The sequence below is a fragment of the Pseudomonas peradeniyensis genome (genome assembly GCF_014268935.2).
Taxonomy (GTDB): Bacteria; Pseudomonadota; Gammaproteobacteria; order Pseudomonadales; family Pseudomonadaceae; genus Aquipseudomonas; species Aquipseudomonas peradeniyensis.
Genome location: NZ_JABWRJ020000003.1, coordinates 797501 through 824231 on the forward strand (window position 1 = coordinate 797501; position 26731 = coordinate 824231).

18 protein-coding genes, 2 rRNA genes, 1 other RNA gene and 1 pseudogene (1 of these 22 only partly in view) are annotated in these 26731 nt (G+C 64.8%); 10 read left to right on the forward strand and 12 right to left on the reverse strand.

The features are described from left to right. The 3 genes from HU751_RS18570 to HU751_RS18580 form a co-directional block, all read left to right on the forward strand. Positions 1-1370: ribosomal RNA gene (locus tag HU751_RS18570) — 23S ribosomal RNA — on the forward strand; it begins 1523 nt to the left of the window's first position. Between the two features lie 130 nt (positions 1371-1500). Next, positions 1501-1616: ribosomal RNA gene (gene rrf / locus HU751_RS18575) — 5S ribosomal RNA — on the forward strand. Positions 1617-1859: 243 nt separating this feature from the next. Beyond that, positions 1860-2609: a class I SAM-dependent methyltransferase gene (locus HU751_RS18580; RefSeq protein ID WP_186734447.1), complete on the forward strand. Its 750-nt coding sequence runs from the start codon at positions 1860-1862 to the stop codon at positions 2607-2609. 50 nt (positions 2610-2659) lie between these two features. Here the strand turns inward: HU751_RS18580 and HU751_RS18585 are convergent, their stop codons facing one another. Together HU751_RS18585 and HU751_RS18590 are read right to left on the reverse strand one after the other, a co-directional pair. Continuing rightward, entirely contained in the window at positions 2660-3256 is a 597-nt protein-coding gene (locus HU751_RS18585) for an NADPH-dependent FMN reductase (protein WP_186734448.1), read from the reverse strand. Further along, on the reverse strand, positions 3253-4104 hold the full coding sequence (locus HU751_RS18590) for a sterol desaturase family protein (protein ID WP_186734449.1): 852 nt from the start codon (positions 4102-4104) through the stop codon (positions 3253-3255). The genes HU751_RS18585 and HU751_RS18590 overlap by 4 nt, the downstream gene beginning before the upstream one ends. A gap of 68 nt (positions 4105-4172) precedes the next feature. Here HU751_RS18590 and HU751_RS18595 point away from each other — a divergent pair, with 68 nt between their 5' ends. Beyond that, complete coding sequence (locus HU751_RS18595; protein ID WP_186734450.1) at positions 4173-5132, forward strand: AraC family transcriptional regulator ligand-binding domain-containing protein; 960 nt, start codon at positions 4173-4175, stop codon at positions 5130-5132. 71 nt (positions 5133-5203) lie between these two features. On the opposite strand, the gene ssrA is transcribed toward HU751_RS18595, so the two are convergent. The 8 genes and pseudogenes from ssrA to HU751_RS18635 form a co-directional block, all read right to left on the reverse strand. Next, positions 5204-5601, reverse strand: a transfer-messenger RNA (tmRNA) gene (gene ssrA, locus HU751_RS18600). A gap of 105 nt (positions 5602-5706) precedes the next feature. Continuing rightward, complete coding sequence (locus HU751_RS18605) at positions 5707-6000, reverse strand: PA2433 domain-containing protein (protein WP_023631557.1); 294 nt, start codon at positions 5998-6000, stop codon at positions 5707-5709. 378 nt (positions 6001-6378) lie between these two features. Next, a complete protein-coding gene (gene accC, locus HU751_RS18610) occupies positions 6379-7734 on the reverse strand; it encodes an acetyl-CoA carboxylase biotin carboxylase subunit (protein ID WP_011535872.1) in 1356 nt (451 codons plus the stop codon). Between the two features lie 17 nt (positions 7735-7751). Continuing rightward, positions 7752-8219: an acetyl-CoA carboxylase biotin carboxyl carrier protein gene (accB, locus tag HU751_RS18615; protein ID WP_186714982.1), complete on the reverse strand. Its 468-nt coding sequence runs from the start codon at positions 8217-8219 to the stop codon at positions 7752-7754. A gap of 101 nt (positions 8220-8320) precedes the next feature. Continuing rightward, a complete protein-coding gene (gene aroQ, locus HU751_RS18620; protein WP_011535870.1) occupies positions 8321-8773 on the reverse strand; it encodes a type II 3-dehydroquinate dehydratase in 453 nt (150 codons plus the stop codon). A gap of 177 nt (positions 8774-8950) precedes the next feature. Continuing rightward, positions 8951-10708, reverse strand: a pseudogene (locus HU751_RS18625) (protein-disulfide reductase DsbD). A gap of 85 nt (positions 10709-10793) precedes the next feature. Further along, positions 10794-12755 (reverse strand): methyl-accepting chemotaxis protein, encoded by a 1962-nt coding sequence (locus tag HU751_RS18630; protein WP_186734451.1) that lies wholly within the window; start codon positions 12753-12755, stop codon positions 10794-10796. A gap of 251 nt (positions 12756-13006) precedes the next feature. After that, complete coding sequence (locus HU751_RS18635) at positions 13007-14623, reverse strand: diguanylate cyclase (RefSeq protein WP_186734452.1); 1617 nt, start codon at positions 14621-14623, stop codon at positions 13007-13009. A gap of 249 nt (positions 14624-14872) precedes the next feature. Between HU751_RS18635 and HU751_RS18640 the strand changes: the two genes are divergently transcribed. The 5 genes from HU751_RS18640 (at position 14873) to HU751_RS18660 (ending at position 19838) form a co-directional block, all read left to right on the forward strand. Then, positions 14873-15940 carry a DUF2333 family protein gene (locus HU751_RS18640; RefSeq protein ID WP_050703603.1) on the forward strand — a complete coding sequence of 356 codons (1068 nt, stop codon included), beginning with the start codon at positions 14873-14875 and terminating at the stop codon, positions 15938-15940. Between the two features lies 1 nt (position 15941). Then, positions 15942-16478 carry an NUDIX hydrolase gene (locus HU751_RS18645; RefSeq protein ID WP_062572769.1) on the forward strand — a complete coding sequence of 179 codons (537 nt, stop codon included), beginning with the start codon at positions 15942-15944 and terminating at the stop codon, positions 16476-16478. A 256-nt stretch (positions 16479-16734) separates the two neighbouring features. Beyond that, positions 16735-17106, forward strand: a complete 372-nt coding sequence (locus HU751_RS18650; RefSeq protein WP_110739861.1) for a translation initiation factor Sui1 — start codon at positions 16735-16737, stop codon at positions 17104-17106. Between the two features lie 153 nt (positions 17107-17259). Next, positions 17260-19173: an arginine decarboxylase gene (gene speA / locus HU751_RS18655; RefSeq protein WP_186734453.1), complete on the forward strand. Its 1914-nt coding sequence runs from the start codon at positions 17260-17262 to the stop codon at positions 19171-19173. A 209-nt stretch (positions 19174-19382) separates the two neighbouring features. Beyond that, on the forward strand, positions 19383-19838 hold the full coding sequence (locus HU751_RS18660; protein ID WP_186734454.1) for an REP-associated tyrosine transposase: 456 nt from the start codon (positions 19383-19385) through the stop codon (positions 19836-19838). A 29-nt stretch (positions 19839-19867) separates the two neighbouring features. Here HU751_RS18660 and HU751_RS18665 read toward each other — a convergent pair whose 3' ends face one another. Next, positions 19868-21205 (reverse strand): MATE family efflux transporter, encoded by a 1338-nt coding sequence (locus HU751_RS18665; RefSeq protein ID WP_186734455.1) that lies wholly within the window; start codon positions 21203-21205, stop codon positions 19868-19870. A gap of 181 nt (positions 21206-21386) precedes the next feature. Between HU751_RS18665 and HU751_RS18670 the strand changes: the two genes are divergently transcribed. Beyond that, positions 21387-26291 (forward strand): alpha-2-macroglobulin, encoded by a 4905-nt coding sequence (locus tag HU751_RS18670; protein WP_186734456.1) that lies wholly within the window; start codon positions 21387-21389, stop codon positions 26289-26291. 133 nt (positions 26292-26424) lie between these two features. Here HU751_RS18670 and HU751_RS18675 read toward each other — a convergent pair whose 3' ends face one another. Then, a complete protein-coding gene (locus HU751_RS18675; RefSeq protein ID WP_186714973.1) occupies positions 26425-26718 on the reverse strand; it encodes a hypothetical protein in 294 nt (97 codons plus the stop codon). Positions 26719-26731 lie beyond the last annotated feature (13 nt).

Genomic DNA, 26731 nt, shown 5'->3' on the forward strand with positions numbered 1-26731 from the left:
CTTTAGAGCGCGAAGTGGTTGATGCCATGCTTCCAAGAAAAGCTCCTAAGCTTCAGATAACTGGGAACCGTACCCCAAACCGACACAGGTGGTTAGGTAGAGAATACCAAGGCGCTTGAGAGAACTCGGGTGAAGGAACTAGGCAAAATGGCACCGTAACTTCGGGAGAAGGTGCGCCGGTGAGGGTGAAGCACTTGCTGCGTAAGCCCACGCCGGTCGAAGATACCAGGCCGCTGCGACTGTTTATTAAAAACACAGCACTCTGCAAACACGAAAGTGGACGTATAGGGTGTGACGCCTGCCCGGTGCCGGAAGGTTAATTGATGGGGTTAGCGCAAGCGAAGCTCTTGATCGAAGCCCCGGTAAACGGCGGCCGTAACTATAACGGTCCTAAGGTAGCGAAATTCCTTGTCGGGTAAGTTCCGACCTGCACGAATGGCGTAACGATGGCGGCGCTGTCTCCACCCGAGACTCAGTGAAATTGAAATCGCTGTGAAGATGCAGTGTATCCGCGGCTAGACGGAAAGACCCCGTGAACCTTTACTATAGCTTTGCACTGGACTTTGAGCTTGCTTGTGTAGGATAGGTGGGAGGCTTTGAAGTGGGGACGCCAGTTCTCATGGAGCCATCCTTGAAATACCACCCTGGCAACCTTGAGGTTCTAACTCAGGTCCGTTATCCGGATCGAGGACAGTGTATGGTGGGTAGTTTGACTGGGGCGGTCTCCTCCCAAAGAGTAACGGAGGAGTACGAAGGTGCGCTCAGACCGGTCGGAAATCGGTCGTAGAGTATAAAGGCAAAAGCGCGCTTGACTGCGAGACACACACGTCGAGCAGGTACGAAAGTAGGTCTTAGTGATCCGGTGGTTCTGTATGGAAGGGCCATCGCTCAACGGATAAAAGGTACTCCGGGGATAACAGGCTGATACCGCCCAAGAGTTCATATCGACGGCGGTGTTTGGCACCTCGATGTCGGCTCATCACATCCTGGGGCTGAAGCCGGTCCCAAGGGTATGGCTGTTCGCCATTTAAAGTGGTACGCGAGCTGGGTTTAGAACGTCGTGAGACAGTTCGGTCCCTATCTGCCGTGGACGTTTGAGATTTGAGAGGGGCTGCTCCTAGTACGAGAGGACCGGAGTGGACGAACCTCTGGTGTTCCGGTTGTCACGCCAGTGGCATTGCCGGGTAGCTATGTTCGGAAGAGATAACCGCTGAAAGCATCTAAGCGGGAAACTTGCCTCAAGATGAGATCTCACTGGAGCCTTGAGCTCCCTGAAGGGCCGTCGAAGACTACGACGTTGATAGGTTGGGTGTGTAAGCGCTGTGAGGCGTTGAGCTAACCAATACTAATTGCCCGTGAGGCTTGACCATATAACACCCAAGCAATTTGCAAAGCGCAGATTGCGGTGGTGAAGACGAAAGAACCGAAAGTTCGCAACATCACAAATCGCATATCCGAATTCGCTGGAGTATCCATCTGGATCTTCTGGCAACAGAATTTCTTGACGACCATAGAGCATTGGAACCACCTGATCCCATCCCGAACTCAGCAGTGAAACGATGCATCGCCGATGGTAGTGTGGGGTTTCCCCATGTGAGAGTAGGTCATCGTCAAGATTCATTTCGCAAAACCCCTATCTGCACGAGCAGGTAGGGGTTTTGTCTTTTCCGCGTTCCCAAATCAACGCCCCGCCGCCCCTGTGGGAGCGGCCTCGTGTCGCGAAAGGGCCGCAAAGCGGCCCCAGCGATCTATGCATTAACGCTGAGATCCTGGGTCTGCTACGCAGCCCTTTCGCGACACAAGGCCGCTCCTACCCGACTTATACTGGCCTGAATACAAGCATTGATCTGGACCATCGAATGAAACCCTTTGACGACTTGGTAGCCGAGGCCAACGCCGCGGATGTGACCGGCTGGGGCTTCGACTGGCTGGCAGGACGCGCCTCTGAGCAGCGTCCGCCTTGGGGCTATGCCCAGCTCCTTGCGCAGCGTCTGGGTAGGGTCTGCGCGGCGCTGGATCTCGACACCGGCGGCGGGGAGGTACTGGATGAGACACCGCGCTTCCCGCTCCTCATGTGCGCAACTGAAGCCTGGCCACCCAACGCCCGCAAGGCGCACGAGCGTCTAGGACCGCGCGGCGTTGAAGTCGTGCAGGTAGCCCCCGGTACCGCGCTCCCATTTGCCGATGCCTCATTCGAGCTGGTCACCTCACGCCACCCAGTGCAACCGGACTGGTCCGAGATTCATCGCGTCCTCCGACCTGGTGGACACTACTTCGCCCAGCACGTGGGCCCAGCCTCGGCCTTCGAGCTGATCGAGCATTTCCTGGGGCCATTGCCACGTGAGCGGCAAATGCGCGATCCGCAAGAGGAAGTGGCAGCAGCACAGGCAGCCGGGCTTACGGTGACTGACCTGCGCACAGCCCGTTGCCGCATGCTGTTCCATGACGTAGGCGCAGTCGTGTGGATTCTTCGCAAATGCGTATGGTGGGTGCCGGACTTCTCTGTGGATAAGTACCGTGCTGAACTGCTGGCCCTGGATAGCCAGATGCGCCAGGGCGAGCCTTTTGTCGCGCATTCGACCCGTCATCTCATTGAAGCGAGGCGTTAAGCGGGCGTAGGCCGAGGCAGCCGCTATCGATCGATAGCGGCCATGTACCCTTACATCCCGTTGGCGAATTCCGGCTCCTCCATTTCGACCCGCGCATTCATCCCCCTGAGCGCCCTGGCATATTCGCCCAGCACCTGAAGCGCCCAGTCGGCCCGGCGACGAATGCGCAGGTCTTGCGTACTCGCGCTTTGCGGGCCATTCATCACGTCCTCCACCTGGCGCACGATCAACTGCTCGGGCAGGTAGCAGATGCGACAATTCTTGTAGCTGGACGCACGCAATTCAGACAGCGGGTAGCTCCCGCCCTGGCCAGAGGACACCCCGACCAGCAGTGCCGGCTTGTGCCCCAACTCGCGGTAGCCGGCGTAGACGAACAGGTTCTTCAGCGCCGGGCAGGCCATGCCGTGCCATTCCGGGGTCAGCACCACCAGGGCATCGGCTTCACGCAGCAGGGCTGCATACTCGGCCCAGAGTCCGTGTTCATCCTTGGCTGGCCACAACGGCAGCGGCGCAAGCCCCAGATCGATCACCCTTGGCAGCTCGCTGAGTTGCAATGCCTGCAGGCGTTGGCCGAGAAAAGCGGCCACCTTCGCCGACTGGCTGTCCGCCTGGCTGGAGCCGGCCACGAGTACGATATTCAGGCTCATTTGGCCAGCTCCTGGTCCGATTCCGTCGGCAGGCTGGTCGACTTGCCGCGCATCAGCGGCCAGAATAGCTCCTCCTGCCAGCTGACCGGGCGCATGCCTTCGATACCGTAATGCTGGGGGCGGCGGCGGGTGATCTTTGCCGTGCCGAACAGCACGTCCCAGAAGAACAGCAGGTTGCCGAAGTTGCCCTTGTAATGCGTCACTCCGTCATCGGCGCTCAGGCCGTGATGCGCCGAGTGGGTCGCGGGGGTGGAAATGGTCCGTTCCAGCAGCCACATCACGGGCCGCAGTGCGCGTATGCGGTAAAGCTTGTCATCCCAGGGCACGCTGCTGTGGGCGCCGAAGATGACCAGCATCTTGACGATCAGGTAGCCGAAGTACACAGGCGCCAACCCCAGGTAGATCAGGGCCCCGCTGAACCACAGGCCGGGCATCAGCAGGTAATAGAAGCTGTTGTTGCGATAGACGATGCGGATGCTCATGTAGGGCGCTGAATGGTGTGCACGGTGCAGCGAGTAGAGCAGGGGCACCTTGTGGCTGAGGCGATGCCACCAGTACTGGGTCATGTCGTCCAGCACCAGGAACAGGACGAGCCCAAGCACCCAGTGCAGGCCGGCGAGGCTGCCCTTCAGTTGTGGCGCGAAGTGTTCCAGCAGGCTGTTGCTGAGGAACGTGACCAACGGCAGGGTGACCACCATCAGCAGGGCGCTGCCGACGATCTCGATGATCGCGTCCCGGCGTTTGCCGCGAGGCTGAAGGAAGCAGGCGCAGGTGATTTCGAGGAGGATGAAGCCGATCAGGATGGCGAGAATAATCGGTATCGGGCTGTTTGTTATTGTTGTGCTCATGGCATTCTCCGGTGGGTGCCGATCAAGGCGGTGCCCACCCATAAGAATTCACGAAGCCGTCAGACGATATGCGCGAAACGGACAGAATCACCCGAGAAGCGGCCAACCCATCGCCCGAGCGATTCCACCGCGGCCCGCTCGGCCGGGTACTGGAGCGCTACCTTCAGACGCATTCGCTGAAGGCGCGCAGCAACTACAGCATGCTTGCGCTGGAGCAGCTTTGGGCCAAGGCGGCCGGTCATGATCCGGCAATCGGCTTGCACCTGTTCTCGCACTTTAGCCGCCAGGACTGGCATGTACTGGCCCAGGGCTGCCTGTTTAGCGCCACGCTGGCCGAGGCCATCCGCTTCTGGGCGCGTTATGCACGGCTGGCATCGGACATGGACACCCTGGAGCTGGTCGAAGAGGGTGATTGCCTCGGGGTGGAGTTGCGTATCGATGCGCCAGCCAGCCTGGTGCGCTATATGGTCGAGCACTACAGCGTGATGTCCCTCAGCGTGATGGGCGTGGGGATGGGCGCGGCTGTAGTGCCGCAGCGGGCGTGCTTCGCTCACCGTCGGCCAGCGTACTACCCGGAGTACCACGAGTGGTTTGGTGAAAATATCCAGTTCGACTGCGGGTACAACCGCTTGTACTTCAGTCGTATCCAGCTGGACATGCCATTGCTGACCCAGCATGCCGGGATGATGGAGGTGGTGAGCCAGGAGCTGGAGCGTCGGCTGGCGCAGCAGTCCCAGCTCAGTGGCTGGTCGGCCCGGGTAACCCAGGGTATTCGCCAAGGCCTCATCACGGGCCGATTGATTACCCTGGAGGCGCAGGCACAGGACCTTCACCAGAGCGCACGTACCTTGCGTCGGCGGCTGGAGGATGAGGGGACCAGTTTTCGTGTGCTGCTCGACCGGGTGCGTGCCGAGCTGGAGCAGTACCTGGAGATACAGGGGGATAGCCGAGCGCAGATTGCTGCACAGCTTGGCTACAGTGACCTGGCGGCTTATGCCCATGCGCGCAAGCGCTGGCGATCACTGTAGGAACTGGCCGCTGAGGCACCGAATTGCAGACACAAAAAAAGACGCCCATTGGGCGTCTTCTTTTTAGGATTTGGTGGAGCCGGGGGGATTTGAACCCCCGTCCGCCAGTACTCCGCTGTCGGTACTACATGCTTAGCCGTGTCTACTGATTTAATCCGCAGCCGCCCGACGGGCAGGGTGCTTTGGATGAGTTGGGTAAGTTTTAGTCGCTTCGCCCCCAACGTGCTGCACGACGATCCTGTTCTGTATGACAATCATTTCGGGTTTACAGGCATCCCCTGATGATTGCTGGAGCCGAAGCTACCAGAAGCTATGGATCAGATTAAGCCGCGAAAGCGACTTCTTTCTCCAAGCCGAAGGTATTGTCATTGGCAACTATAGAAAGTTGCAACAGTGGATTTACGAGTTCTGTTACCAACTCGGCATGCACCTAGAGTTTCGCTACCGGCGTCGAATCCTAATCGGCCCCACACTCAGCTCTAGCTGAACGTGCCTTTCAGCACGCAAGGCCGAGTATACGCGTTTGCGCGGGCGGCGTCGACAGATGGTTCGGCCGCCCGCGCTGGCGCAGGGCTCAGGTGCCGCTGCCACCGGCCGAGCCGCTGCCTTTCTCGGTCTTCTCCAGGCGCTCGAGCACCTTGCTGGTGATGGCGATGCACTCCTTGGTGTCGCCTTTTGCCTGGGCGGCCTTGGCCTGGTCCACATGCTCGGTGATGGCCTTGTCCAGGCCTTCGGAGGTGGCGCCGGCGGTGGCCATGCTGTCGTCGATCTTCTGCAGGTTCATGGCGCACAGGTCGTCGGCGGCGAACACAGGCGAGGCCAGCAGGGTGGCGGCCGCGAACAGAGCGGATAGCGCAGTGCCTTTCATGGGAGTCTCCTTTGAGGCCTTGGGAGGTGGGCCTGATCGGTGGACTGTGCGGGTTTGCGCGGGGTTCCATTGGGTTGCTGGGGCGACCGTATGGCCTGAACCATGCGCGATACCTGTAGGAGATCACCCAGCCCTTGCGGGTTGAGCTGTCGCGCAGGGAACAAAGTTGCCAGCATCACCAGCGTGGGAGCGGGCTTGCCCCGCGAAGCGGTGTATGGCGCCGGCATAGCCGGTGATCGCGGGGCAAGCCCGCTCCCACGCTGCCTCAGTCAAATCAAGGAACTATGTTCTGTTCCATGAGAGCGACCGAACGGGCCTTCTGAAGGGCAATAAAAAGCCCCGGCACGGGGCCGGGGCTCTTTCATCACGCTAACGCGATCACTCCTGGTTGGCCAGTTTGTGCTCAAGGTAGTGGATGTTGACGCCGCCTTTGCAGAAACCTTCATCACGCACCAGGTCGCGGTGCAGCGGGATGTTGGTCTTGATGCCGTCGACGACGATCTCGTCCAGGGCATTGCGCATGCGCGCCATGGCTTCGTCGCGGTCCTTGCCGTAGGTGATCAGCTTGCCGATCAACGAATCGTAGTTCGGCGGAACCGAGTAGCCGCTGTACAGGTGCGAATCGACGCGCACGCCGTTGCCGCCCGGGGCGTGGAAGTGCTTCACCTTGCCTGGGCTCGGGATGAACTTCTTCGGGTCTTCGGCGTTGATCCGGCACTCCAGCGAGTGACCGCGGATCACCACGTCTTCCTGGCGGAACGACAGCTTGTTGCCAGCGGCGATGCTCAGCATCTCCTTGACGATGTCGATGCCGGTGACCATTTCCGAAACCGGGTGCTCCACCTGAACACGGGTGTTCATCTCGATGAAGTAGAAGCGGCCGTTCTCGTACAGGAATTCGAAGGTACCGGCACCGCGGTAGCCGATCTCGATGCACGCGTCGACGCAACGCTTGAAGACTTCCTGACGGGCCTTCTCGTCGATGCCCGGGGCCGGAGCTTCTTCCAGGACCTTCTGGTGACGGCGCTGCAGCGAGCAGTCACGGTCGCCCAGGTGCACGGCGTTGCCCTGGCCGTCGGACAGCACCTGCACTTCCACGTGACGTGGGTTGGTCAGGAACTTCTCCAGGTAGACCATCGGGTTGCCGAACGCGGCACCGGCTTCGGTGCGGGTCAGCTTGGCCGATTCGATCAGGTCTTCTTCCTTGTGCACCACGCGCATGCCGCGACCACCACCGCCACCGGCGGCCTTGATGATCACCGGGTAGCCGACGTCACGGGCGATTGCCAGGGCAACCTCTTCGTCTTCCGGCAGCGGGCCGTCGGAACCTGGCACGGTCGGTACGCCCGACTTGATCATCGCGTCCTTGGCCGAAACCTTGTCGCCCATCAGGCGGATGGTGTCGGCTTTCGGGCCGATGAAGGCGAAGCCGGATTTTTCCACCTGCTCGGCGAAATCGGCGTTTTCCGCGAGGAAGCCGTAGCCCGGGTGGATGGCGGTGGCGCCTGTCACTTCGGCGGCGGCGATGATCGCCGGAATGTGCAGGTACGATTCCTTGGACGATGCAGGGCCGATGCAGACCGACTCGTCTGCCAGGCCCAGGTGCATCAGTTCACGGTCGGCCGTGGAGTGCACGGCGACGGTCTTGATGCCCAGCTCTTTGCAGGCACGCAGGATCCGCAGGGCAATTTCCCCGCGGTTGGCGATCAGAACTTTTTCGAGCTTCCCAGACATCGTTGGCTCTCCGCGAATCAAACGATGGTGAACAGCGGCTGGTCGAACTCAACCGGCTGGCCGTCTTCCACCAGGATGGCGTCGATCACACCGCCGATCTCGGCTTCGATGTGGTTCATCATCTTCATGGCTTCGACGATGCACAGGGTGTCGCCTTTCTTCACGGCCTGGCCGACTTCTGCGTAGTTCGGCGAAGTTGGCGAAGGCTTGCGGTAGAAGGTGCCGACCATTGGCGAACGGATCACGGTGCCTTTCAGGGCAGGCGCGGCGGCAGCGGCTTCAGCGGCCGGGGCGGCAGCGGCAACAGGTGCTGCGGCGGCAACCGGAGCGGCCATCGGAGCCGGAGCGGCGAAGTACTGGGCGCCGGCCGGGGTCTTGCTGTGACGGCTGATGCGAACGGACTCTTCGCCTTCCTTGATCTCCAGTTCGTCGATGCCAGACTCTTCCAGCAGTTCGATCAGCTTCTTGACTTTACGGATATCCATTAATCAGCAACTCCCAAGGTTCGGTCGGGGACGTATTTTTAAAACGTGTCGAAAACGTTTCTTCATGAGCCTCGGCCCGAAGGGGCCAAGGCCTTGTGTCATCAGGGCTGTGCGTTGGCAGCCAGGTGTTCCAGCGCGGATTCCAGGGCCAGCCGGTAACCGGTGGCGCCCAGGCCGCAGATCACCCCTACGGCAACATCGGAAAAGTAGGAGTGGTGGCGGAACGGTTCACGCTTGTGCACGTTGGAGAGGTGCACTTCGATGAATGGGATGCTCACCGCGAGCAATGCGTCACGTAATGCGACGCTGGTGTGGGTGAAAGCGGCCGGATTGATCAGGATGAAGTCCACGCCTTCGTTGCGCGCGGCATGGATGCGGTCGATCAATTCGTATTCGGCATTGCTCTGCAGGTATTGCAGATGGTGGCCGGCGGCGCGGGCGCGTTGCTCCAGGTCCTGATTGATCTGGGCCAGGGTGGCGGCGCCGTAGTGGCCCGGTTCGCGGGTCCCGAGCAGGTTCAGGTTGGGGCCGTGCAGCACCAGTAGGGTTGCCATCTGCGATTCCTTGGTTTTGTAGGGCAATTCGACATAGCGCGGCGACTATGCCGCAAGCGGCGCTGAGTGTCCAGTTCCCGGCAATAGCCAGCACGATGTCCGAGATTCGCGCAAAGTATGTGACCAGATGATTAAGTCTGGTCACTGCGGCGGGGTTTTTTCACTGGATGCGGGAAGTTATAGCCCGAGTTGGCCGCGCACGCGCGCCAATACCTGGGCGAAATCGCCGGCGTTTATCTCACCGATGACCCGATCGGTGGTCATTTCGCTGCCGTTCGCGGCAAAGAACATCAGCGCGGGAGGGCCGAACAGCCGGTAGCGGTCGAGCAGGGCGCGTTGTTCGGCGTTGCTCTCGGTGATGTCGAAGCGCAGCAGGCGGAAGGCGCCCAGCTGCGGCTGGACCTGCGGCGCGTTGAGCACTTCGTGTTCGATCACCTTTCAACTGATGCACCAGTCGGCGTACCAGTCGAGCAGCACCGGCTGGCCGGCAGCCTTGGCCTCGGCCAGCTCCGCGTCGAGGGCCGCCGGGGTGATGACGGTCTGCCAGGCGTCGGTTTTGGCCGCCTCGACGCCGCTGGCCGCAGCTGGTGGCGGCAGCGGGCGCAGCGGGTCGCCCTGGCCGCTCAGGGCGCCATACCAGCAGGCCAGGGCGTACACCAGCAGCGCCAGGCCCAGCAGTTGCGCCAGGCGCTGGCGCGGGGTCTTGACCACGAACTCCAGGGCGCCGAGGAACAGCGCCACGCCGGCGGCCAGCAGGCCGACCAGCAGCAGGGTGGCCGGTCCCGGCAGCACGCGGCTGAGCAGGCCGATGGCCAGGCCCAGCAGCAGCACACCGATGGCGTTTTTCACCGTGTTCATCCACGGGCCGCTCTTCGGCAGCCAGGCCGCGCCGCCAGTGGCGACCAACAACAGCGGCGCGCCCATGCCCAGGCCCAGGGCAAACAGTTTCAGCGCGCCGCCCAGGGCGTCGCCGCTGGCGCTGATGTACAGCAAGGCGCCGGCCAGCGGCGCCGACACGCAGGGCGAGACCAGCAGGCTGGACAGCACGCCGAGCACCGCCGCGCCGAGCAGTGAGCCGCCCTTGGTGCGGTGGGCGAGGTTGTCCAGGCGGCTGCTCAGGGCCTGCGGCAGCTTGATGTCGAACAGGCCGAACATGGCCAGGGCGAACAGCACGAAGAACGCGGCGAACGGCACCAGCACCCAGGCCGACTGCAGGCGCGCTTGCAGGTTCAGGCCGGCGCCGAACAGGCCCATCAGCGCGCCAAGCACGGCGAAGCTCGCCGCCATCGGCAGCACGTAGGCCAGCGACAGCGACAGCCCGCGCAGGCCGCCGACCTGGCCGCGCAGGACTACGCCGGAGAGGATCGGCAGCATCGGCAGCACGCACGGGGTGAAGGTCAGGCCGACCCCGGCGAGGAAGAACAGCAACAGCGATTTCCAGGTCCAGCCCTGCTCGGCGGTAGCCGGCAGCGGGGCGCCTTGGCCGTCGATGCTCAGCCGCGCGGTTTCCGGCGGATAGCACAGGCCCTTGTCGGCGCAGCCCTGGTAGCCCACCAGCAGGGTGAAGGCGCGCGGGTCGTTGCGCGGCAGCTCGATGTCGAGCACGCCGTGGTACACCTCGACATCGCCGAAGAACTCGTCGTGCTTGGCCTCGCCCTTGGGGATGTTCGGCGCGCCCAGGCGGATGTCCGCGGGCTCGGTGCGGAACTGGAAGCGGTGGCGGTAGAGGTAGTAGCCGTCGGTGGCGACGAAGCGCAGCTTGACGGTCTGGGCGTCGGCCTGGACCAGGTTGAGCTTGAAGGCTTCGTGCACCGGCAGGAAGTCGGCGCTGTTGGAGGCGGCGCCGAGGGTGGCGCTGGGGCGGTTGTCGAGCAGGCCCGTGGCGAAGACGGGGCTGGCCAGCAGCAGGAACAGCAGGAAAAACAGGCGGCGCATGGCGGACTCGCGAGGTGGAACGTGGCGGCATGATAGCGGAGTTGGTCGAGATTGGGGCTGCTTTGCAGCCCCATCAAGCAGATGGCTAGAGCCTGAACGCCCGCACTGCCGTATTCAACTCGCCCCCCAGCTTGAGCAACTGCTCCCCCTGCTCACGCCCTTCACCAATGCGCTGCAGGTTGTCCTCGCCCAGCTCATGAATCCGCTCGCTGTGATCGCGGATCTCGCTCACCGCCCCGGTCTGCTGCGCGGTCACATCGGCGATCCGCACCGCCGTGTCGGCAATGGTGCGGATGGCGCTGACGATTGCATCCAGCGCGCCATCGGCCGACTGTGCCTGGTTCGCGGTGGCCTCGGCGTGTTCCAGCTGGGTGCGCATGCCGTCCACCGAACTGCGGGCGGCCTGTTGCAGGCGGTCGATCAGCGCCTGGATCTCACCGGTGGCGCCGGTGGTGCGCTGGGCCAGCGAGCGCACTTCGTCCGCGACCACGGCGAAGCCACGGCCCATCTCGCCGGCCCGGGCCGCTTCGATGGCGGCGTTGAGGGCAAGCAGGTTGGTCTGCTCGGCAATCGCCCGGATCACCGTGAGCACGCCACCGATGGTCGCCGACTCTTCCGCCAGTTGTTCGATCATCCGTGCGTTGCCCTGCACCTCGTCGACCAGCGAACGCAGGCCGGACAGGCTCTGGCCGATCACCGTCTGCCCCTGCTCCACGGCCCGGCCGGCATCGCGACTGGCCTCGGCGGCGGCGCTGGCGTCGCCGGCCACCTGTTGGATGGTCGCCTCCAGTTCGCCCAGGGCGTCGCGGATCTGCGCCGTGTCGCCGGCCTGGCGCTCGGCGCCGTCGTGCAGGGCGTTGCTCATGCCGGCCAGGGCATGGCTGCTGCCAGCCACCTGTTCGGCGTTGTGGCGGATGGTGCCGACCAGTTCCACCAGGTACTGGCGCAGGCGATTCAGCGATTCCTGGATATCGTGCAGCTCGCGGTTGGTGCGGCCCAGGGCGATGGCCTGGGCGAAGTCGCCCTCGGCCCAGCGCGACAGCGCCGGCGCCAGGCTGGTCAGGGTGCGTGCCAGGCGCCGCTGCAGGGTATCGATCAGCAGGGCGATCAGCAGGATCAGGCCGATCATCAGGCCCTGGATCAGGCGCACCTCGCCGGCGATGGTGGCGTGCAGGCCGCGCACCTCGGGCTCGAGACCGGCGATGGCCTGCTGCACCGCTTCCAGGCGCTCGCCGGTGCTGGCGGCCAGGGCGGCGCGGCGCTCGATCTGCTCGCGGGTGCGTTGCAGTTCGCCGGGGTAGCGGCCGAGCAGGCTGTGCAGCTCGCGCTTCAGGCCCACGGCGACGTCTTCCTGCTGGCTGCTGGCCTGGGATTCCAGGCCCATCATCGCGGCGAAGTCGTCGGCGTTGGACTCGGCGGCGCGGGTCACCCCCAGCAAGGGCAGGCCGTCGATGGCCTGGGCCTGGGCGGCGATCAGTTGCAGTTCGCGCTCCACCTCGGCGGCCAGCTCGGCGCGGCCGCTGCTGACCAGCTTGTCGCGGGCCAGGGACAGCTTGCCCAGGTGCAGCGAGGCCTCCAGCAGCGGTGTCAGGTAACGACCGGCGTCGCTGCTGGCGCTGTCGCGGGCGTAGCCGGCCAGTTGCTCGAGGTTGGCTCCCAGCTCCCGCTCGGCCTGCAGCAGCAGGGCCTGGGGATCGCCGGCCAGCTTGCCGGCGGCGAGCAGTTCGTTGGCGGTGAAGCCCTGCAGGCTGTCGAGGCTCGGGCGCAGCTTGGCCGACAGGTCCTCGGGCCAGTCGGCCAGGGCGGTTTGCAACTGCTTGTTGGCCTCCATCGCCGCGGCATGGCGCAGGGCATCGCCGCTGCCCAGGTAGGCCTGGATATTGCGCGCGGCGTCGTTCTGGAACTGCTGGGACAGGCCCAGGTAGCGCTCCATCAGTTGGTAGGGACGTTCCAGGGCGCGTTGCGACCACCACAGGGTCGCGCCCAGGGCGATACACACGGTCACCAGCAACAGGGTGTTGAAATTGGTCAGCCACTTCAGGCGCATAGCCGCGAACTTCCTGCGGAGGGGGAGTGGAGAGGTCGGGGCCTGAAGTTATTGCGATTTTGTGACGGGGTGATGACGGCGGAGGGTTGGCGCCATAAAAAAGTGGCACAGTGCCGGTATTGGTGTCAGGGCCATCGCGGGGCAAGCCCGCTCCCACGAGATTTGCGCCATCCTGCGCAAATGGAGCAAGCCAGTTGCTCTTGCAGACGTCCAGGTATCACTCGTGGGAGCGGGCTTGCCCGACGATGCGGTTATGGCTCCACCCTGACCACGCAGTTGCGCCCGGCATGCTTGGCCCGGTACAGCGCCTCGTCCGCGGCGCTGGCCATGGTCAGCGCATCGAGGCTGTCGTCCAGCTGCACCACCCCGGCGCTGAAGGTGCACTGCAGGTCATGGGGCTGGGCCGGGTAGTGGATCTCGGCGAAACGCCGGCGGATCTCGTCGAGCACCTTGTGCGCCGCCTCCAGCGCGGTGTTGGGCATGACGATGGCGAACTCCTCGCCGCCGTAGCGGCCGATGAAGTCGGTCTTGCGCAGGCGCTGCTTGAGGAACAGCGCCAGGCTCTTGATCACCCGGTCGCCCATGGGGTGGCCGTGGCGGTCGTTGATCTTCTTGAAGTGGTCGATGTCGAGCATGGCGAAGCTCAGCGGCTGCGCTTCGCGGCGGGCGCGGAAGCTGCAGTCTTCGAGCAGTTGCAGGATGTGGGTATGGTTATACAGCCCGGTGAGGCTGTCGCGGACCATCCGCGCCTTGAGGTGGCGGGCGCGGGCGGCGCGGTTGCGCACGGTGGTCACCAGGTGCCGCGAGCGGATCGGCTTGGTGAGGAAGTCGTCGCCGCCTTCGCTCATGGCGTCGAGCTGCTTGTCCAGGTCGTCCTCGGCCGACAGGTAGATGATCGGCACGCTGACGTAGCGGTCGTTGTGGCGGATCACCTTGGCCAGCTCCGGGCCGGTGCACTCGGGCATGTACATATCGAGGATGATCAGGTCGGGCTGGAAGTCGGCCAGCTCGCTCATGGTGCGGATTGGCTCGGTCAGGGTGCGGGTGATGATCCCGGCGCTGTTGAGCAGGCGCTCGGTGTGCAGGGCCTGGGCGCGGGAGTCGTCGATCACCAGCACGCGGAACGGGTCGTATTGGGTGGCGCTGGTCAGCAGTTCGAGTTTTTCCAGCAGGCTGGAGGCGTCCAGGGTGCCGGTGAGGAACTCCTGGCCGCCGGCGCGCACGGCGGCCAGGCGGGTCGGGGTATCGGTCTCGTGCAGGCAGAAGAACAGCAGCGGTACCGGCTGCTCCAGCCCCTGCTGGGCCTGGGCCGCCAGTTGCAGGCCGACGCCGGCGCCGGTGAAGTCCACATCCATGACGATGGCCGACGGCAGGCGCTCGCTCATCGACGCCTGGAACGCCTCGGCGCTGCACAGCGCCTGCACGGTCAGGCCGAAGAACTCCAGCTGCTGGGCCAGGCGCTCGGCGCGGTCGTGGTCCTGCAGCACGATATAGACCGGCTTGCGCAGTGGCGGCAGGGGTACGTTGTCGAGCTGGTCGCCCTTGCGCAGTCCGGTGCGTGACAGGCGCTGCATCAGGCGGTTGAGTTCGCTGATCAGTTCGGAGTTGAGCCGCGCGCTGTTGGCCTCGATGGCGCGCAGGGTCTGGCCGATGGCCGTCGACAGGCTACCGTGCTCGGGTTGCTCGAAGCGTTCGGCGTAGCGCTGCAGGCGCAGGTTGGCCTCGCACAGTTCGCCCAGGTCGCCGCTGGACCACTCGCCACGCTGCAGGCGCTGCCAGATCTCGAGGATCTGCCGGGCCTGGTGGATCACCCGCTGGGCAAAGTGCTGCTTGAGGCGTTCGTGGCTCGGCTCGGCTGGCTGGGTCATGTCCTGACTACTTATGAGTGGGAGGGCGCAGGTTCAATGATGGCTCTATGCTAGCACTGCTTTTCCGACAAGCGAGTGCCTGGGGTCAACAAAGTGTTCAGGGACCGTCATTCAGTTGCCGACCCGATGGTCGCTTATACGAATGGCGGCGTCTGCTTTATAGTGCTGGCATGCGGGCTTGTCGTGGCACCCTGGCCGAGGCCTGTGGTCCAAGCCCTGAACCGTTCGTGACTGATTAAGGACAATGCCATGCTGGATTGGAAAAACCGCGAGGCCAAGGCCGAGCCCCGTGAGCGGGTCGAAACCCGCGGCGCCGCCACCCGTAGCTACCTCGGCGGCCTCTGGAGCCGTGCCCTGGGCACCCTGATCGGCCTCTACCTGCTGGTGTGCATCGGCCTGGGCTGGTACTGGAGCCAGGAGCCCGAGCTGTTCCCGGTGCAGCAGAACGCCCAGGCCGCCGCCGAGCGCAACGGCCAGCAGATGGTGGTCGGCTATACCACCGTCGAGACCCTCAAGACCGTCGCCGGCACCCTGCTCGACAAGCCGGGCGGCTACATCTCCAACGACCGCTTCCCGCCAGGGCTGTGGATGGACAACATGCCGAGCTGGGAATACGGCGTGCTGGTCCAGGTACGTGACCTTTCTCGCGCCCTGCGCAAGGACTTCGCCCGCTCCCAGTCGCAGTCGACCGAGGACGCCGACCTGGCCAAGGCCGAGCCGCGCTTCAACTTCGACAACAAGAGCTGGATCCTGCCGTCGAGCGAGTCGGAGTTCGAAGAGGGCATCAAGTCGCTGAACCGTTACCAGACCCGTCTGGCCAAGGGTGACCAGGGCGCGATCTTCTACACCCGCGCCGACAACCTGAACAACTGGCTGGGCGACGTGGCCACCCGCCTGGGCTCGCTGTCGCAGCGCCTGTCGGCCAGCGTCGGCCGGGTCAAGCTGAACAACACCCTGAAGACCGAGGCCGTGGCCCCCGGCCAGGCGCCGCAGGTCGACGAGGAAGTGGTCGAGACCCCGTGGCTGCAGATCGACAACGTGTTCTACGAAGCCCGCGGCCAGGCCTGGGCGCTGTCGCACCTGCTGCGCGCCATCGAGGTCGATTTCGCCGACGTGTTGGCGAAGAAGAACGCCACGGTCAGCGTGCGGCAGATCATCCGCGAGCTGGAAGCCTCGCAGGAAGCGCTGTGGAGCCCGATGGTGCTCAACGGCAGCGGCTTCGGCATGTGGGCCAACCACTCGCTGGTGATGGCCAACTACATCTCCCGGGCCAACGCCGCGGTCATCGACCTGCGCCAACTGCTGTCCCAGGGCTGAGATGCCGGTCAATCCTGCCGAGGTCGCGCACCGCGCGGCCTCCGACGCCGAGCTGGTGGCCTGGGTCGACGAGCATGACCAACTGCTCGGCGCCCTGCCACGGGCCGAGCTGCGCGAGCGCGGCCTGATCGGGCGCTGCACCTTCATCCTGCTGTTCAACGGCGCGGGTGAGCTGTGCGTGCACCGGCGCACCCTGAGCAAGGCGCTGTATCCCGGTTACTGGGATGTGGCGGCCGGTGGCATGGTCGGGGTGCAGGAGTCCTACGCCGACTCGGCGGCCCGCGAGCTTGCCGAGGAGCTGGGGGTGAGCGGCGTCGAGTTGCGTTTTCACGAGACGTTCTACTTCGAGCAGCCGGGTAACCGCTTGTGGTGCGCGGTGTACTCGGCGGTGTGGGATGGGGCGCTGCGCTTGCAGCCCGAGGAGGTCATCGAGGCGCGGTTCATCAGCGTCGAGCAGGCCCAGGCGGAAAGCGCGCAGCGGCCGTATTGCCCGGACTCGCTGGTGGCGTTGCAGCGGTACCAGGCTGGCCTGATCTGACCGATCGCGGGGCAAGCCCGCTCCCACGATTTTGAACTGCAATTGCGTGGGAGCGGGCTTGCCCCGCGATGAGGTCGCAAAACTTTCGTAAAATGGCGCAATCCTGTACTTAGCAACAGCCAGATTTATCGTTACACTGCGCGCCCTTTTCGGGCTGTCGCATGACCTTGCGGCAGTAGCGCCGCCCCTGCCAGAGTGGGGCTTCGCGGTCGGCTCCCGCCGACCAGTTTTTTGTCCTCGGCACAGAGGAACAAAAGTGGCCAAGAAAGCTTCTTCCTTCGCCGCCCTTGGCGGTCTCGTATATTCCACCGATGCCGGTCGGCACTGTCCCGACTGTGGCCAGCCGGTGGACGCTTGCGTCTGCAAGCAGCAGGTCATCCCCGAAGGCGACGGCATTGCCCGTGTGCGCCGTGAAAGCAAAGGCCGTGGCGGCAAGACCGTGACCACCATCACCGGTGTGCCGCTGGCGCTGGAGCCGCTCAAGGAACTCGCCAGCACGCTCAAGCGCCGCTGCGGCACCGGCGGCGCGCTCAAGGACGGCGTCATCGAAATCCAGGGCGACCACGTCGAGCTGCTGCTCGCCGAGCTGATCAAGCAGGGTTTCAAGGCGAAGAAATCCGGCGGCTGAGTGCAGCCGCGCGATTTTTTGCCCAGTGCTTTCTAAACTCGTTCCGATGGCCAGGGTCTATGCCTGGACACGGAAGAATCGTCATTTTCAGTATCTACACTGCCTGCGCCCGAAGCGGGGCAGTGTTATCGACTTTTCATACAGGGGACTTGAATGTCCGTACGACGCACACGCAAAGACGATGGTAGCCAATGGACCGTGGCCGACAGCCGCAGTGTTTATGGCATCCGCCATTGGGGCGCTGGTTATTTCGCCATCAATGAAGCCGGGCGCGTCGAAGTGCGCCCCAACGGCCCGGACAGCGCGCCGATCGACCTGTTCGAGCAGGTCCAGGAGCTGCGCCAGAGCGGCCTGTCGCTGCCGCTGCTGGTCCGTTTCCCCGACATCCTGCAGGACCGCGTGCGCCAGCTGACCGGCGCCTTCGACGCCAACATCGCGCGCCTGGAGTACCAGAGCCAGTACACCGCGCTGTACCCGATCAAGGTCAACCAGCAGGAAGCGGTGGTCGAGAACATCATCGCCACCCAGAACGTCTCCATTGGCCTGGAAGCCGGCTCCAAGCCCGAGCTGCTGGCGGTGCTGGCGCTGGCGCCGAAGGGCGGCACCATCGTCTGCAACGGTTACAAGGACCGCGAGTTCATCCGCCTGGCGCTGATGGGCCAGAAGCTCGGCCACAACGTGTTCATCGTCATCGAGAAGGAATCCGAGGTCGCCCTGGTGATCGAGGAAGCCGCGGAGCTGAAGGTCAAGCCACAGGTCGGCCTGCGCGTGCGCCTGTCGTCGCTGGCCTCGAGCAAGTGGGCCGATACCGGCGGCGAGAAGTCCAAGTTCGGTCTGTCCGCCGCCCAGCTGATCTCGGTGGTGCAGCGCTTCCGTGACGCAGGGCTCGACCAGGGCATCCGTCTGCTGCACTTCCACATGGGCTCGCAGATCGCCAACCTGGCCGACTACCAGCACGGTTTCAAGGAAGCCATCCGCTACTACGGCGAGCTGCGCGCCCTGGGCCTGCCGGTCGATCACATTGACGTCGGCGGCGGCCTGGGCGTGGACTACGACGGTACCCACTCGCGCAACGCCAGCTCGATCAACTACGACATGGACGACTACGCCGGCGTGGTGGTCGGGATGCTCAAGGAGTTCTGCGACGCGCAGGGCCTGCCGCATCCGCACATCTTCTCCGAGAGCGGCCGCTCGCTGACCGCGCACCACGCCATGCTGGTGATCCAGGTGACCGACGTCGAGAGCCACAACGACGAGATGCCGACCATCGAGAACAAGGCGTCGCTGCCCGAGACCGTGCAGTGGCTGGCCGACCTGCTCGGCCCCACCGACATCGAGATGGTCACCGAGACCTACTGGCGCGCCACCCACTACATGGGCGACGTGGCCGCGCAGTACGCCGACGGCAAGCTGACCCTGGCTGAAAAGGCCCTGGCCGAGCAGTGCTACTTCGCCGTGTGCCGTCGACTGCACAACTCGCTCAAGGCCCGCCAGCGCTCGCACCGCCAGGTGCTGGACGAGCTGAACGACAAGCTGGCCGACAAGTACATCTGCAACTTCTCGGTGTTCCAGAGCCTGCCGGACACCTGGGCCATCGGCCAGGTGCTGCCGATCATCCCGCTGCACCGCCTGGACGAAGAGCCGCTGCGCCGCGCCGTGCTGCAGGATTTGACCTGCGACTCCGACGGCAAGATCAACCAGTACGTCGACGAGCAGAGCATCGAGACCAGCATGCCGGTGCACGCGGTCAAGGAAGGCGAGGACTACCTGTTGGGCGTGTTCCTGGTGGGCGCGTACCAGGAGATCCTCGGCGACATGCACAACCTGTTCGGTGACACCGACTCGGTGAACATCTACCAGAACGCCGACGGCAGCGTGTACCACGCCGGCATCGAGACCCACGACACCATCGAGGACATGCTGCGCTACGTGCACCTGTCACCGGAGGAGTTGATGACCCACTACCGCGACAAGGTGGCCAGCGCACGGATCAGCGCCCGCGAGCGCACGCAGTTCCTTGATGCGTTGCGGTTGGGGTTGACCCGGTCTTCGTACTTGTCTTCGTAAGCCGGGGCCGCTTTGCGGCCCTTTCGCGGCACGAGGCCGCTCTCACAGGTATTGCATATCCCTTTTGGAAATCCCGGTACCTGTGGGAGCGGCCTTGTGTCGCGAAATGAGGGCGAAGCCCTCACCGAAGTCATAACGAGAAATGATCCAGTAGCTGTCCACCCTGCCACCACGGCTAACTTTGAATGCAATGTTCAAAGGAGCACGACATGGACAGTCCACACTCTCGCCTTTTACGTCGAGGCCGATTTTCCGAGCCTGGGCGCCCCTACTTGCTGACAACCACTACCCGCGACCGCAAACCGCTGTTTGCAGACTTCAACCTCGCCCGAGTCGTGGTCAACCAGATGCGCTTTTGTGATCAGAAGAATGCTTGTCGCACCTTGGCTTGGGTCCTGATGCCAGATCATGTGCATTGGCTTGTCGAGCTAGGGCATACCCGCTTGAGCACACTGATGTGCGCGTTCAAATCTCGTAGCAGCAATGCGCTATACCGCGAGGGTGTTGAACGGCAGCACATCTGGCAGACCGGTTTTCACGACCGGGCCTTACGGCGGGAAGAGGATGTCAAAGCGGTTGCCCGGTACATTGTTGCCAATCCGATTCGTGCAGGGTTGGCCAAGTGTGCCGGCGAGTATTCACATTGGGATTGCGTATGGCTGTAACCCTGTAGGTGAGGGCTTCGCCCCCAGCTTCACCGAACCCAACGATCCCGCTGCTGCAACCGCCACCCCACCCACCCCAGCGTCACCGCCCTCAGCGCCATGAACAGCAAGAAGGCCAACCACAACCCATGGTTGCCGAACCCACGTATGACAACCGCCACAGGCAACGCGATCACCACCGACACCAGCATCGCATTGCGCATCTCCCGCGCCCGCGTCGCGCCGATGAACAGCCCATCGAGCAGATAGCTCCACACCGCCACCAACGGCAGCACCGCCAGATACGGCAGGTACGGATAGGCCGCCTCGCGCACGCTGGCGATATCAGTCTGCAAGTCGATGAAAAGATGGCCGCCCAGCAGGAACAGCACCGCGAACCCCAGGCTGACGATCAACGACCACCCGCAGGCCACCACCAGCGCTCGCTTCAAGGCGCCGCGATCACGGGCGCCGATGGCATGCCCGCACAGCGCCTCGACCGCATGGGCCAGGCCATCGAGGGCGTAGGCGGTGAGCATCAGCCCGTTGAGCAGCAGGGCATTGGCCGCCACCGTCGCTTCGCCCAGCCGGGCGCCCTGCACGGTCAGCAGCAGGAACACCAGCTGCAGCGCCAGGCTGCGCAGGAAGATATCGCGGTTCACCGCCAGCAGGGGCCGCCAGGCCTGCCAGCGCTTCAGCGCGGCCCAGGCGATATGCCCGGGGTAGGCGCGCAGCGCCGGGCGGGTGAGGGCCAGGCCGAGCAGGGCGGCGCACCACTCGGCGATTACCGAGGCCCGTGCCGAGCCGACCACGCCCCAGTCCAGACCGAGCACGAACCACAGGTTCAGGGCGATGTTCAGCAGGTTGGTGGTCAGCAGGATCGCCAGCGGCGCCCGGGCGTTCTGCGTGCCGAGGAACCAGCCGACCAGGGCGTAGCTGGCCAGCGCTGCCGGCAGGCCGAGCAGGCGGGTGTGGAAGAACGCCTCGGTGGAGGCATGCAGTGCCTCGCTGGGCTGCATCGCATGCAGCGCCAGCTGGCTGAAGGGCAGGGCGAGCAGGCCGATCAGTAGGGCGAAGGCCAGTGCCAGCAGCAGCCCCTGCACCAGCACCTGACGCAGCGCGGCGCCGTCGGCGCGGCCGGCGGCCTGGGCGGCGAAGCCGGTGGAGCCCATGCGCAGGAAGCCCATCAGCCCGACCATGAAGGTGAACAGCGTGGCGCCCACCGCCACCGCGCCCAACTGGTGGGCGTGGGGCAGGTGGCCGATCACCGTGCTGTCGACCAGCGCCACCAGCGGCACCGAGATGTTGGACAGGATCATCGGCGCGGCCAGGGCCCAGACCTTGTGGTGGGTGGGGCGGTCGCGCCAGGCGGTGGACAGTGAAGACATGCGAATCCTTCGTTGCAGGGCCGCTTCGCGCCCCTTGCAAGATCAAATACGCCATTGTACCGACCAGGCAACCAATCGGCGCGAACAGGGTCTCACTTGCCGCGCATCGCCAGGTAAGCAACGCACCGTTGCGCTATAGTTGCCCCCCTCACGTACACGCTGCCGAAGAGTTCTCTCTCAAATGCTCAACAAAGGATTGTTGCTGGCCTGCGCGCTGGCCCTGCTCAGTGCCTGTGATTCCTCCACCCCGGACAAGCAGCCGGCACCCGCCGATGCCGCCACCGCCGTCGCGCCCGCCGAAACCAAGGCGGCCAAGCGCGAAGACCCGGCGCTGCTCGCCAAGCGCTACGCCGGTCGCGAGCTGACCGTGCTGGACGTCTCGGAAGTCCAACTCGACGGCGCCAGCACCCTGTCGGTCAGCGTCTCCGCGCCGCTGGACGCCAACCAGGACTTCGCCGCCAAGCTGCACCTGGTCGACACCGTCAAGGGCAAGGTCGACGGTGCCTGGGAACTCTCCGACAACCAGATGGAACTGCGCTTGCGCCACCTGGAGCCGCAGCGCAAGATGGTCCTGACCATCGACAAGGGCCTGCTCTCGGTCAACGGCAACGCGCTTGAGGCCGAATCGGTCAGCCGCTTCGAGACCCGCGACATGCAGCCCACCGTGGGCTTCGCCAGCCGCGGTTCGCTGCTGCCCACGCGCCTGGCCGAAGGCCTGCCGGTGATCGCCCTGAACGTTGACAAGGTCGATGTCGAGTTCTTCCGCATCAAACCGGACATGCTCTCCAGCTTCCTGGTCAATTGGGGCCGCAACTCAAGCCTCTACTACTACCAGTCCAAGGAAACCCTGGAGATGGCCGAGCTGGTCTACAGCGGCCGCTTCGACCTCAACCCCGCGCGCAACACCCGCGAGACCGTGCTGCTGCCGATCGCCGGGATCAAGCCGCTGCAGGAGCCGGGCGTGTACCTGGCAGTGATGCGTGCCTCGGGCACCTATGACTATTCACAGCCGGCGACCTTGTTCACCCTGAGCGACATCGGTGTTTCCGCGCACCGCTACCGCGACCGCCTGGACGTGTTCAGCCAGGCCCTGGAGGGCGGCAAGGCGCTCAAGGACGTCACCCTCGAACTGCACGACGACAAGGGCAAGCTGCTGGCCCAGGCCAAGACCGACGGCGACGGCCATGCCCAGCTGCCCATTACCGCCAAGGCCGATACCCTGATCGCCACCCAGGGTGTGCACACCACCCTGTTGCGCCTGAACACCGCCGCCCTCGACCTGGCCGAGTTCGACATCGCCGGCCCCCAGGCCAACCCGCTGCAGTTCTTCATCTTCGGCCCACGCGACCTCTATCGCCCGGGCGAGACCGTGCTGCTCAACGGCCTGCTGCGCGACCAGGACGGCAAGCCGGTCAAGGCCCAGCCGGTGAGCGTGGAAGTGCGCCGCCCGGACGAACAGGTCAGCCGCAAGTTCGTCTGGGAGGCCGACAAGAACGGCTTGTTCCAGTACCAGCTGCAACTGGCCACCGAGGCCCCGACCGGCCGCTGGCAACTGCTGCTGGACCTGGGCGGTGGCCGCAAGCAGGTCTACGAATTCCTCGTCGAGGACTTCCTCCCCGAGCGCCTGGCCCTGGAGCTCAAGGGCAGCAGCACGCCGCTGGCGCCGGATGAGACCGCCACCATCCAGGTCAATGGCCGTTATCTCTACGGCGCGCCGGCCGCCGGCAACCGCCTCAGCGGCCAGGCCTATGTGCGCCCGCTGCGCGAAGCGGTGAAGGCGCTGCCGGGCTACCAGTTCGGCGCGGTCACCGAGACCGACCTGAATCAGGACCTGGAGCTCGACGAAGTCACCCTCGACCAGAACGGCAAGGCCCGCATCGATATCGAAAGCCGCTGGGCCGAGGCCCGCTCGCCACTGCAACTGACCGTGCAGGCCAGCCTGCAGGAGTCTGGCGGCCGACCGATTACCCGGCGCCTGGAGCAACCGATCTGGCCTGCCGACCGCCTGCCGGGCCTGCGCGGCCTGTTCGACGGCGAAGAGACCGACGGCGACGGCCCGGTGGAATTCGAGTTCCTGGTGGCTGACCGCGACGGCAAGAAGCTCGCCGCCGACAACCTGAAGGTGCGCCTGATCCGCGAGCGCCGCGACTACTACTGGAACTACTCGCAGAGCGATGGCTGGAGCTACAACTACAATGAGAAATTCCTCACCCAGGCCGAGGAAACAGTCAGCGTGAAGGCCGGCTCCACCGCCAAGCTGAACTTCCAGGTGGAATGGGGCCCGTACCGCGTCGAGGTGGAAGACCCGCAGACCGGCCTGGTCTCCAGCGCGCGCTTCTGGGCCGGCTACCGCGCCCAGGACAACGCCGAGGGCGGCGCCGTGCGCCCCGACCAGGTCAAGATCGCCCTGGACAAGCCGGCCTACAAGGAAGGCGGCACCGCCAAGGTCACCGTCACCCCGCCGGCCGCCGGCAGCGGCTACCTGATGATCGAGTCCGCCGATGGCCCGCTGTGGTGGCAGGAGATCGACGTACCCGCCGAGGGCAAGACCTTCGACGTCGAGCTGGACAAGAAGTGGGCGCGCCACGACCTGTACATCAGCGCCCTGGTGATCCGCCCGGGCGAGCGCAAGGCCAATGCCACGCCGAAACGCGCCGTGGGCGTGCTGCACTTGCCGCTGGACCGTGCCGAGCGCAAGCTGGCCGTGTCGCTGCAGGCGCCGGAGAAGATGCGGCCCAAGCAGCCGTTGACGGTCAAGTTCAAGGCGGTCAACGCCGACGGCAGCGTGCCGAAGCAGGTGCATGTGCTGCTGTCCGCAGTGGACGTGGGCATCCTCAATATCACCGATTTCAAGACCCCCGACCCGTTCGCCAGCCTGTTCGGCCGCAAGGCCTATGGCGCTGACCAGCTCGATATCTACGGCCAGCTGATCGAGGCCGGCCAGGGCCGCCTGGCCAGCCTCGCCTTCGGTGGTGACGCCGCCATGGCCAAGGGCGGCAAGCGCCCGAATACCACGGTGACCATCGTTGCCCAGCAGAGCCTGCCGGTGACCCTCGACGAGAAGGGCGAAGGCCAGGCCACCGTCGAGATCCCCGACTTCAACGGTGAACTGCGCCTGATGGCCCAGGCCTGGACCGAGGAACACTTCGGCATGGCCGAAGGCAAGACCGTGGTCGCCGCGCCGCTGATCGCCGAACTGTCCGCGCCGCGCTTCCTGGCGGGTGGCGACCGCACCAGCCTGGCGCTGGACCTGGCCAACCTGTCCGGCCGTGCCCAGCAACTGAGCGTGCAACTGATCGCCGAAGGGCAGTTGAGCCTGGTCGGCGGTGCCCAGCAGAACTTCAGCCTGGCCGAAGGCCAGCGCACCACGTTGATGATTCCGGTGCAGGCCCAGGGCGGCCTGGGCCAGGGCAAGGTGCGGGTGCAGGTCAATGGCCTGCAACTGCCGGGCGAGCCAGCCAACACCTTCGAGCGCGAGTGGACCCTGGGCGTGCGCCCGGCCTACCCGGCGATGCTCAAGCACTACCGCGTGGCCCTCAAGGACCAGCCCTGGAGCCTGCCGGAGAGCGACCTGGCCGAGTTCGAACCCGCGGGCCTGGAAGCGAGCCTGGCGCTGTCGAGCCGCCCGCCGCTGAACCTGGCCGAGCAGATCCGCGCCCTGGAAGCCTACCCCTACGGCTGCCTGGAGCAGACCACCAGTGGCCTGTACCCGTCGCTGTACGCCGATGCCGACAGCCTCAAGCGCCTGGGCATCAAGGGCGAGCCGGCCGATGTGCGCAAGCGCAAGATCGAGATGGGCATCGAGCACCTGCTGGGCATGCAGCGCTACAACGGTAGCTTCGGCCTGTGGAGCTCGGACAGCGAGGAAGAATACTGGCTGACCGCCTACGTCACCGACTTCCTGCTGCGTGCTCGCGAGCAAGGCTACGGCGTACCGGCCGAAGTGCTGAAGAAGGCCAGCGAGCGCCTGCTGCGGTATGTGCAGGAGCGCAACCTGATCGAAGTCGACTACAGCCAGAACGCCGACCACACCCGCTTCGCCGTTCAGGCCTACGCCGGCCTGGTGCTGGCGCGCAGCCAACAGGCGCCGCTGGGCGCCCTGCGCAGCCTGTTCGAGCGCCGCGCCGACGCCCGCTCCGGCCTGCCGTTGGTGCAACTGGCGGTGGCGCTGGACAAGATGGGCGACAAGCAGCGTTCGCAGCAGGCATTGCAGGCAGGCCTGGCCGTGACCCGCAGTAAAGGCTGGATGGCCGACTACGGCAGCGCGTTGCGTGACCAAGCGCTGATCCTCGCCTTGCTGCAGGAGAACAACCTTGCTGGCAACCAGGTCGACCAGCGTCTGTTCGGCCTGTCCGACGAGCTGGCCGCCAACCGCTGGCTGTCCACCCAGGAGCGCAATGCGCTGTTCCTCGCCGGCCGTGGCCTGCTGGGCAAGCCGGAAGGCAACTGGAAAGCCCGCCTCGACAGCGCCGGTGAAGTGCGCGAGTTCGACAACAACGACTCGGGCATGAAGCTCGAAGGCCCGCTGCTGGCCTCGCCGTTGACTGTGCAGAACCAGGGCGGCGACACCCTGTACCAGCAGCTGACCCTGTCCGGCTACCCGCGCCAGGCCCCGGCCGCCAGCGGCAACGGCATGGAGATCCGCCGCGAGTACCTGGGCATGAACGGCCAGGCACTGGATGTGCGTAACCTGCGCAGCGGCGACCTGGTGCTGGTGCACCTGGCGCTCAAGGCCCAGGACCAGGTGCCGGACGCCCTGGTGGTCGATCTGTTGCCGGCGGGCCTGGAGCTGGAAAACCAGAACCTGGCGCAGAGCGCCGCCAGCCTGGACAACGCCAGCAGCGCGGTGAAGCAGTGGCGCGAGTCGATGCAGAACGCCAGCGTGGTGCACCAGGAGTACCGTGACGACCGCTACGTGGCCGCGCTCAAGCTCGACAGCTACGGCACCACCCACCTGCTGTACCTGGCCCGCGCGGTGACCCCGGGCAGCTACCGCATCCCGCCGCCGCAGGTGGAGTCGATGTACCGGCCGAACCTGCAGGCGATCGGCGACAGCCAGGGCGAGATGGTGGTGCGCGCCCGCTGAGGCAACGCAGGAAGCGACTCGTGGGAGCGGGCTTGCCCCGCGATAGCGTCAGGTCAGGCAGCAATGCCGACCGTACGGACGCCATCGCGGGGCAAGCCCGCTCCCACGCAGACCTGCTCTCACAGGCGTATCGCTAGTGCACCACCCAACTCAACACCCACAACCCCAGCAACGCCCAGATGATCCCGAGGATGATCGACGCCCGCATGAACGCGCGCACCGCCGAGTACAGCAGCATCAGGCCAACGACGAGCGCCAGGATGCTGACCAGCGAGGTGTCCATGCCCAGCGTGCGCGCCAGGCCGTCGATGAAATTGCCACCGGCGTTGGCCAGCAGGTTGAACAACCCGCCCAGGCCGTCGACGATGAAACGGATCACCGAACCCAGAACCTGGCCCAGCCACTCGAAAAAACCTTCTACATGCATAGTCGCTTCCTGA

Bases quoted from the DNA above. Each gene is read 5' to 3' on its own strand.
- HU751_RS18580 (WP_186734447.1), top strand. From the start codon at position 1,860: ATGAAACCCTTTGACGACTTGGTAGCCGAGGCCAACGCCGCGGATGTG.
- HU751_RS18585 (WP_186734448.1), bottom strand. From the start codon at position 3,256: ATGAGCCTGAATATCGTACTCGTGGCCGGCTCCAGCCAGGCGGACAGC.
- HU751_RS18590 (WP_186734449.1), bottom strand. From the start codon at position 4,104: ATGAGCACAACAATAACAAACAGCCCGATACCGATTATTCTCGCCATC.
- HU751_RS18595 (WP_186734450.1), top strand. From the start codon at position 4,173: ATGCGCGAAACGGACAGAATCACCCGAGAAGCGGCCAACCCATCGCCC.
- HU751_RS18605 (WP_023631557.1), bottom strand. From the start codon at position 6,000: ATGAAAGGCACTGCGCTATCCGCTCTGTTCGCGGCCGCCACCCTGCTG.
- accC (WP_011535872.1), bottom strand. From the start codon at position 7,734: ATGTCTGGGAAGCTCGAAAAAGTTCTGATCGCCAACCGCGGGGAAATT.
- accB (WP_186714982.1), bottom strand. From the start codon at position 8,219: ATGGATATCCGTAAAGTCAAGAAGCTGATCGAACTGCTGGAAGAGTCT.
- aroQ (WP_011535870.1), bottom strand. From the start codon at position 8,773: ATGGCAACCCTACTGGTGCTGCACGGCCCCAACCTGAACCTGCTCGGG.
- HU751_RS18630 (WP_186734451.1), bottom strand. From the start codon at position 12,755: ATGCGCCTGAAGTGGCTGACCAATTTCAACACCCTGTTGCTGGTGACC.
- HU751_RS18635 (WP_186734452.1), bottom strand. From the start codon at position 14,623: ATGACCCAGCCAGCCGAGCCGAGCCACGAACGCCTCAAGCAGCACTTT.
- HU751_RS18640 (WP_050703603.1), top strand. From the start codon at position 14,873: ATGCTGGATTGGAAAAACCGCGAGGCCAAGGCCGAGCCCCGTGAGCGG.
- HU751_RS18645 (WP_062572769.1), top strand. From the start codon at position 15,942: ATGCCGGTCAATCCTGCCGAGGTCGCGCACCGCGCGGCCTCCGACGCC.
- speA (WP_186734453.1), top strand. From the start codon at position 17,260: ATGTCCGTACGACGCACACGCAAAGACGATGGTAGCCAATGGACCGTG.
- HU751_RS18660 (WP_186734454.1), top strand. From the start codon at position 19,383: ATGGACAGTCCACACTCTCGCCTTTTACGTCGAGGCCGATTTTCCGAG.
- HU751_RS18665 (WP_186734455.1), bottom strand. From the start codon at position 21,205: ATGTCTTCACTGTCCACCGCCTGGCGCGACCGCCCCACCCACCACAAG.
- HU751_RS18670 (WP_186734456.1), top strand. From the start codon at position 21,387: ATGCTCAACAAAGGATTGTTGCTGGCCTGCGCGCTGGCCCTGCTCAGT.
- HU751_RS18675 (WP_186714973.1), bottom strand. From the start codon at position 26,718: ATGCATGTAGAAGGTTTTTTCGAGTGGCTGGGCCAGGTTCTGGGTTCG.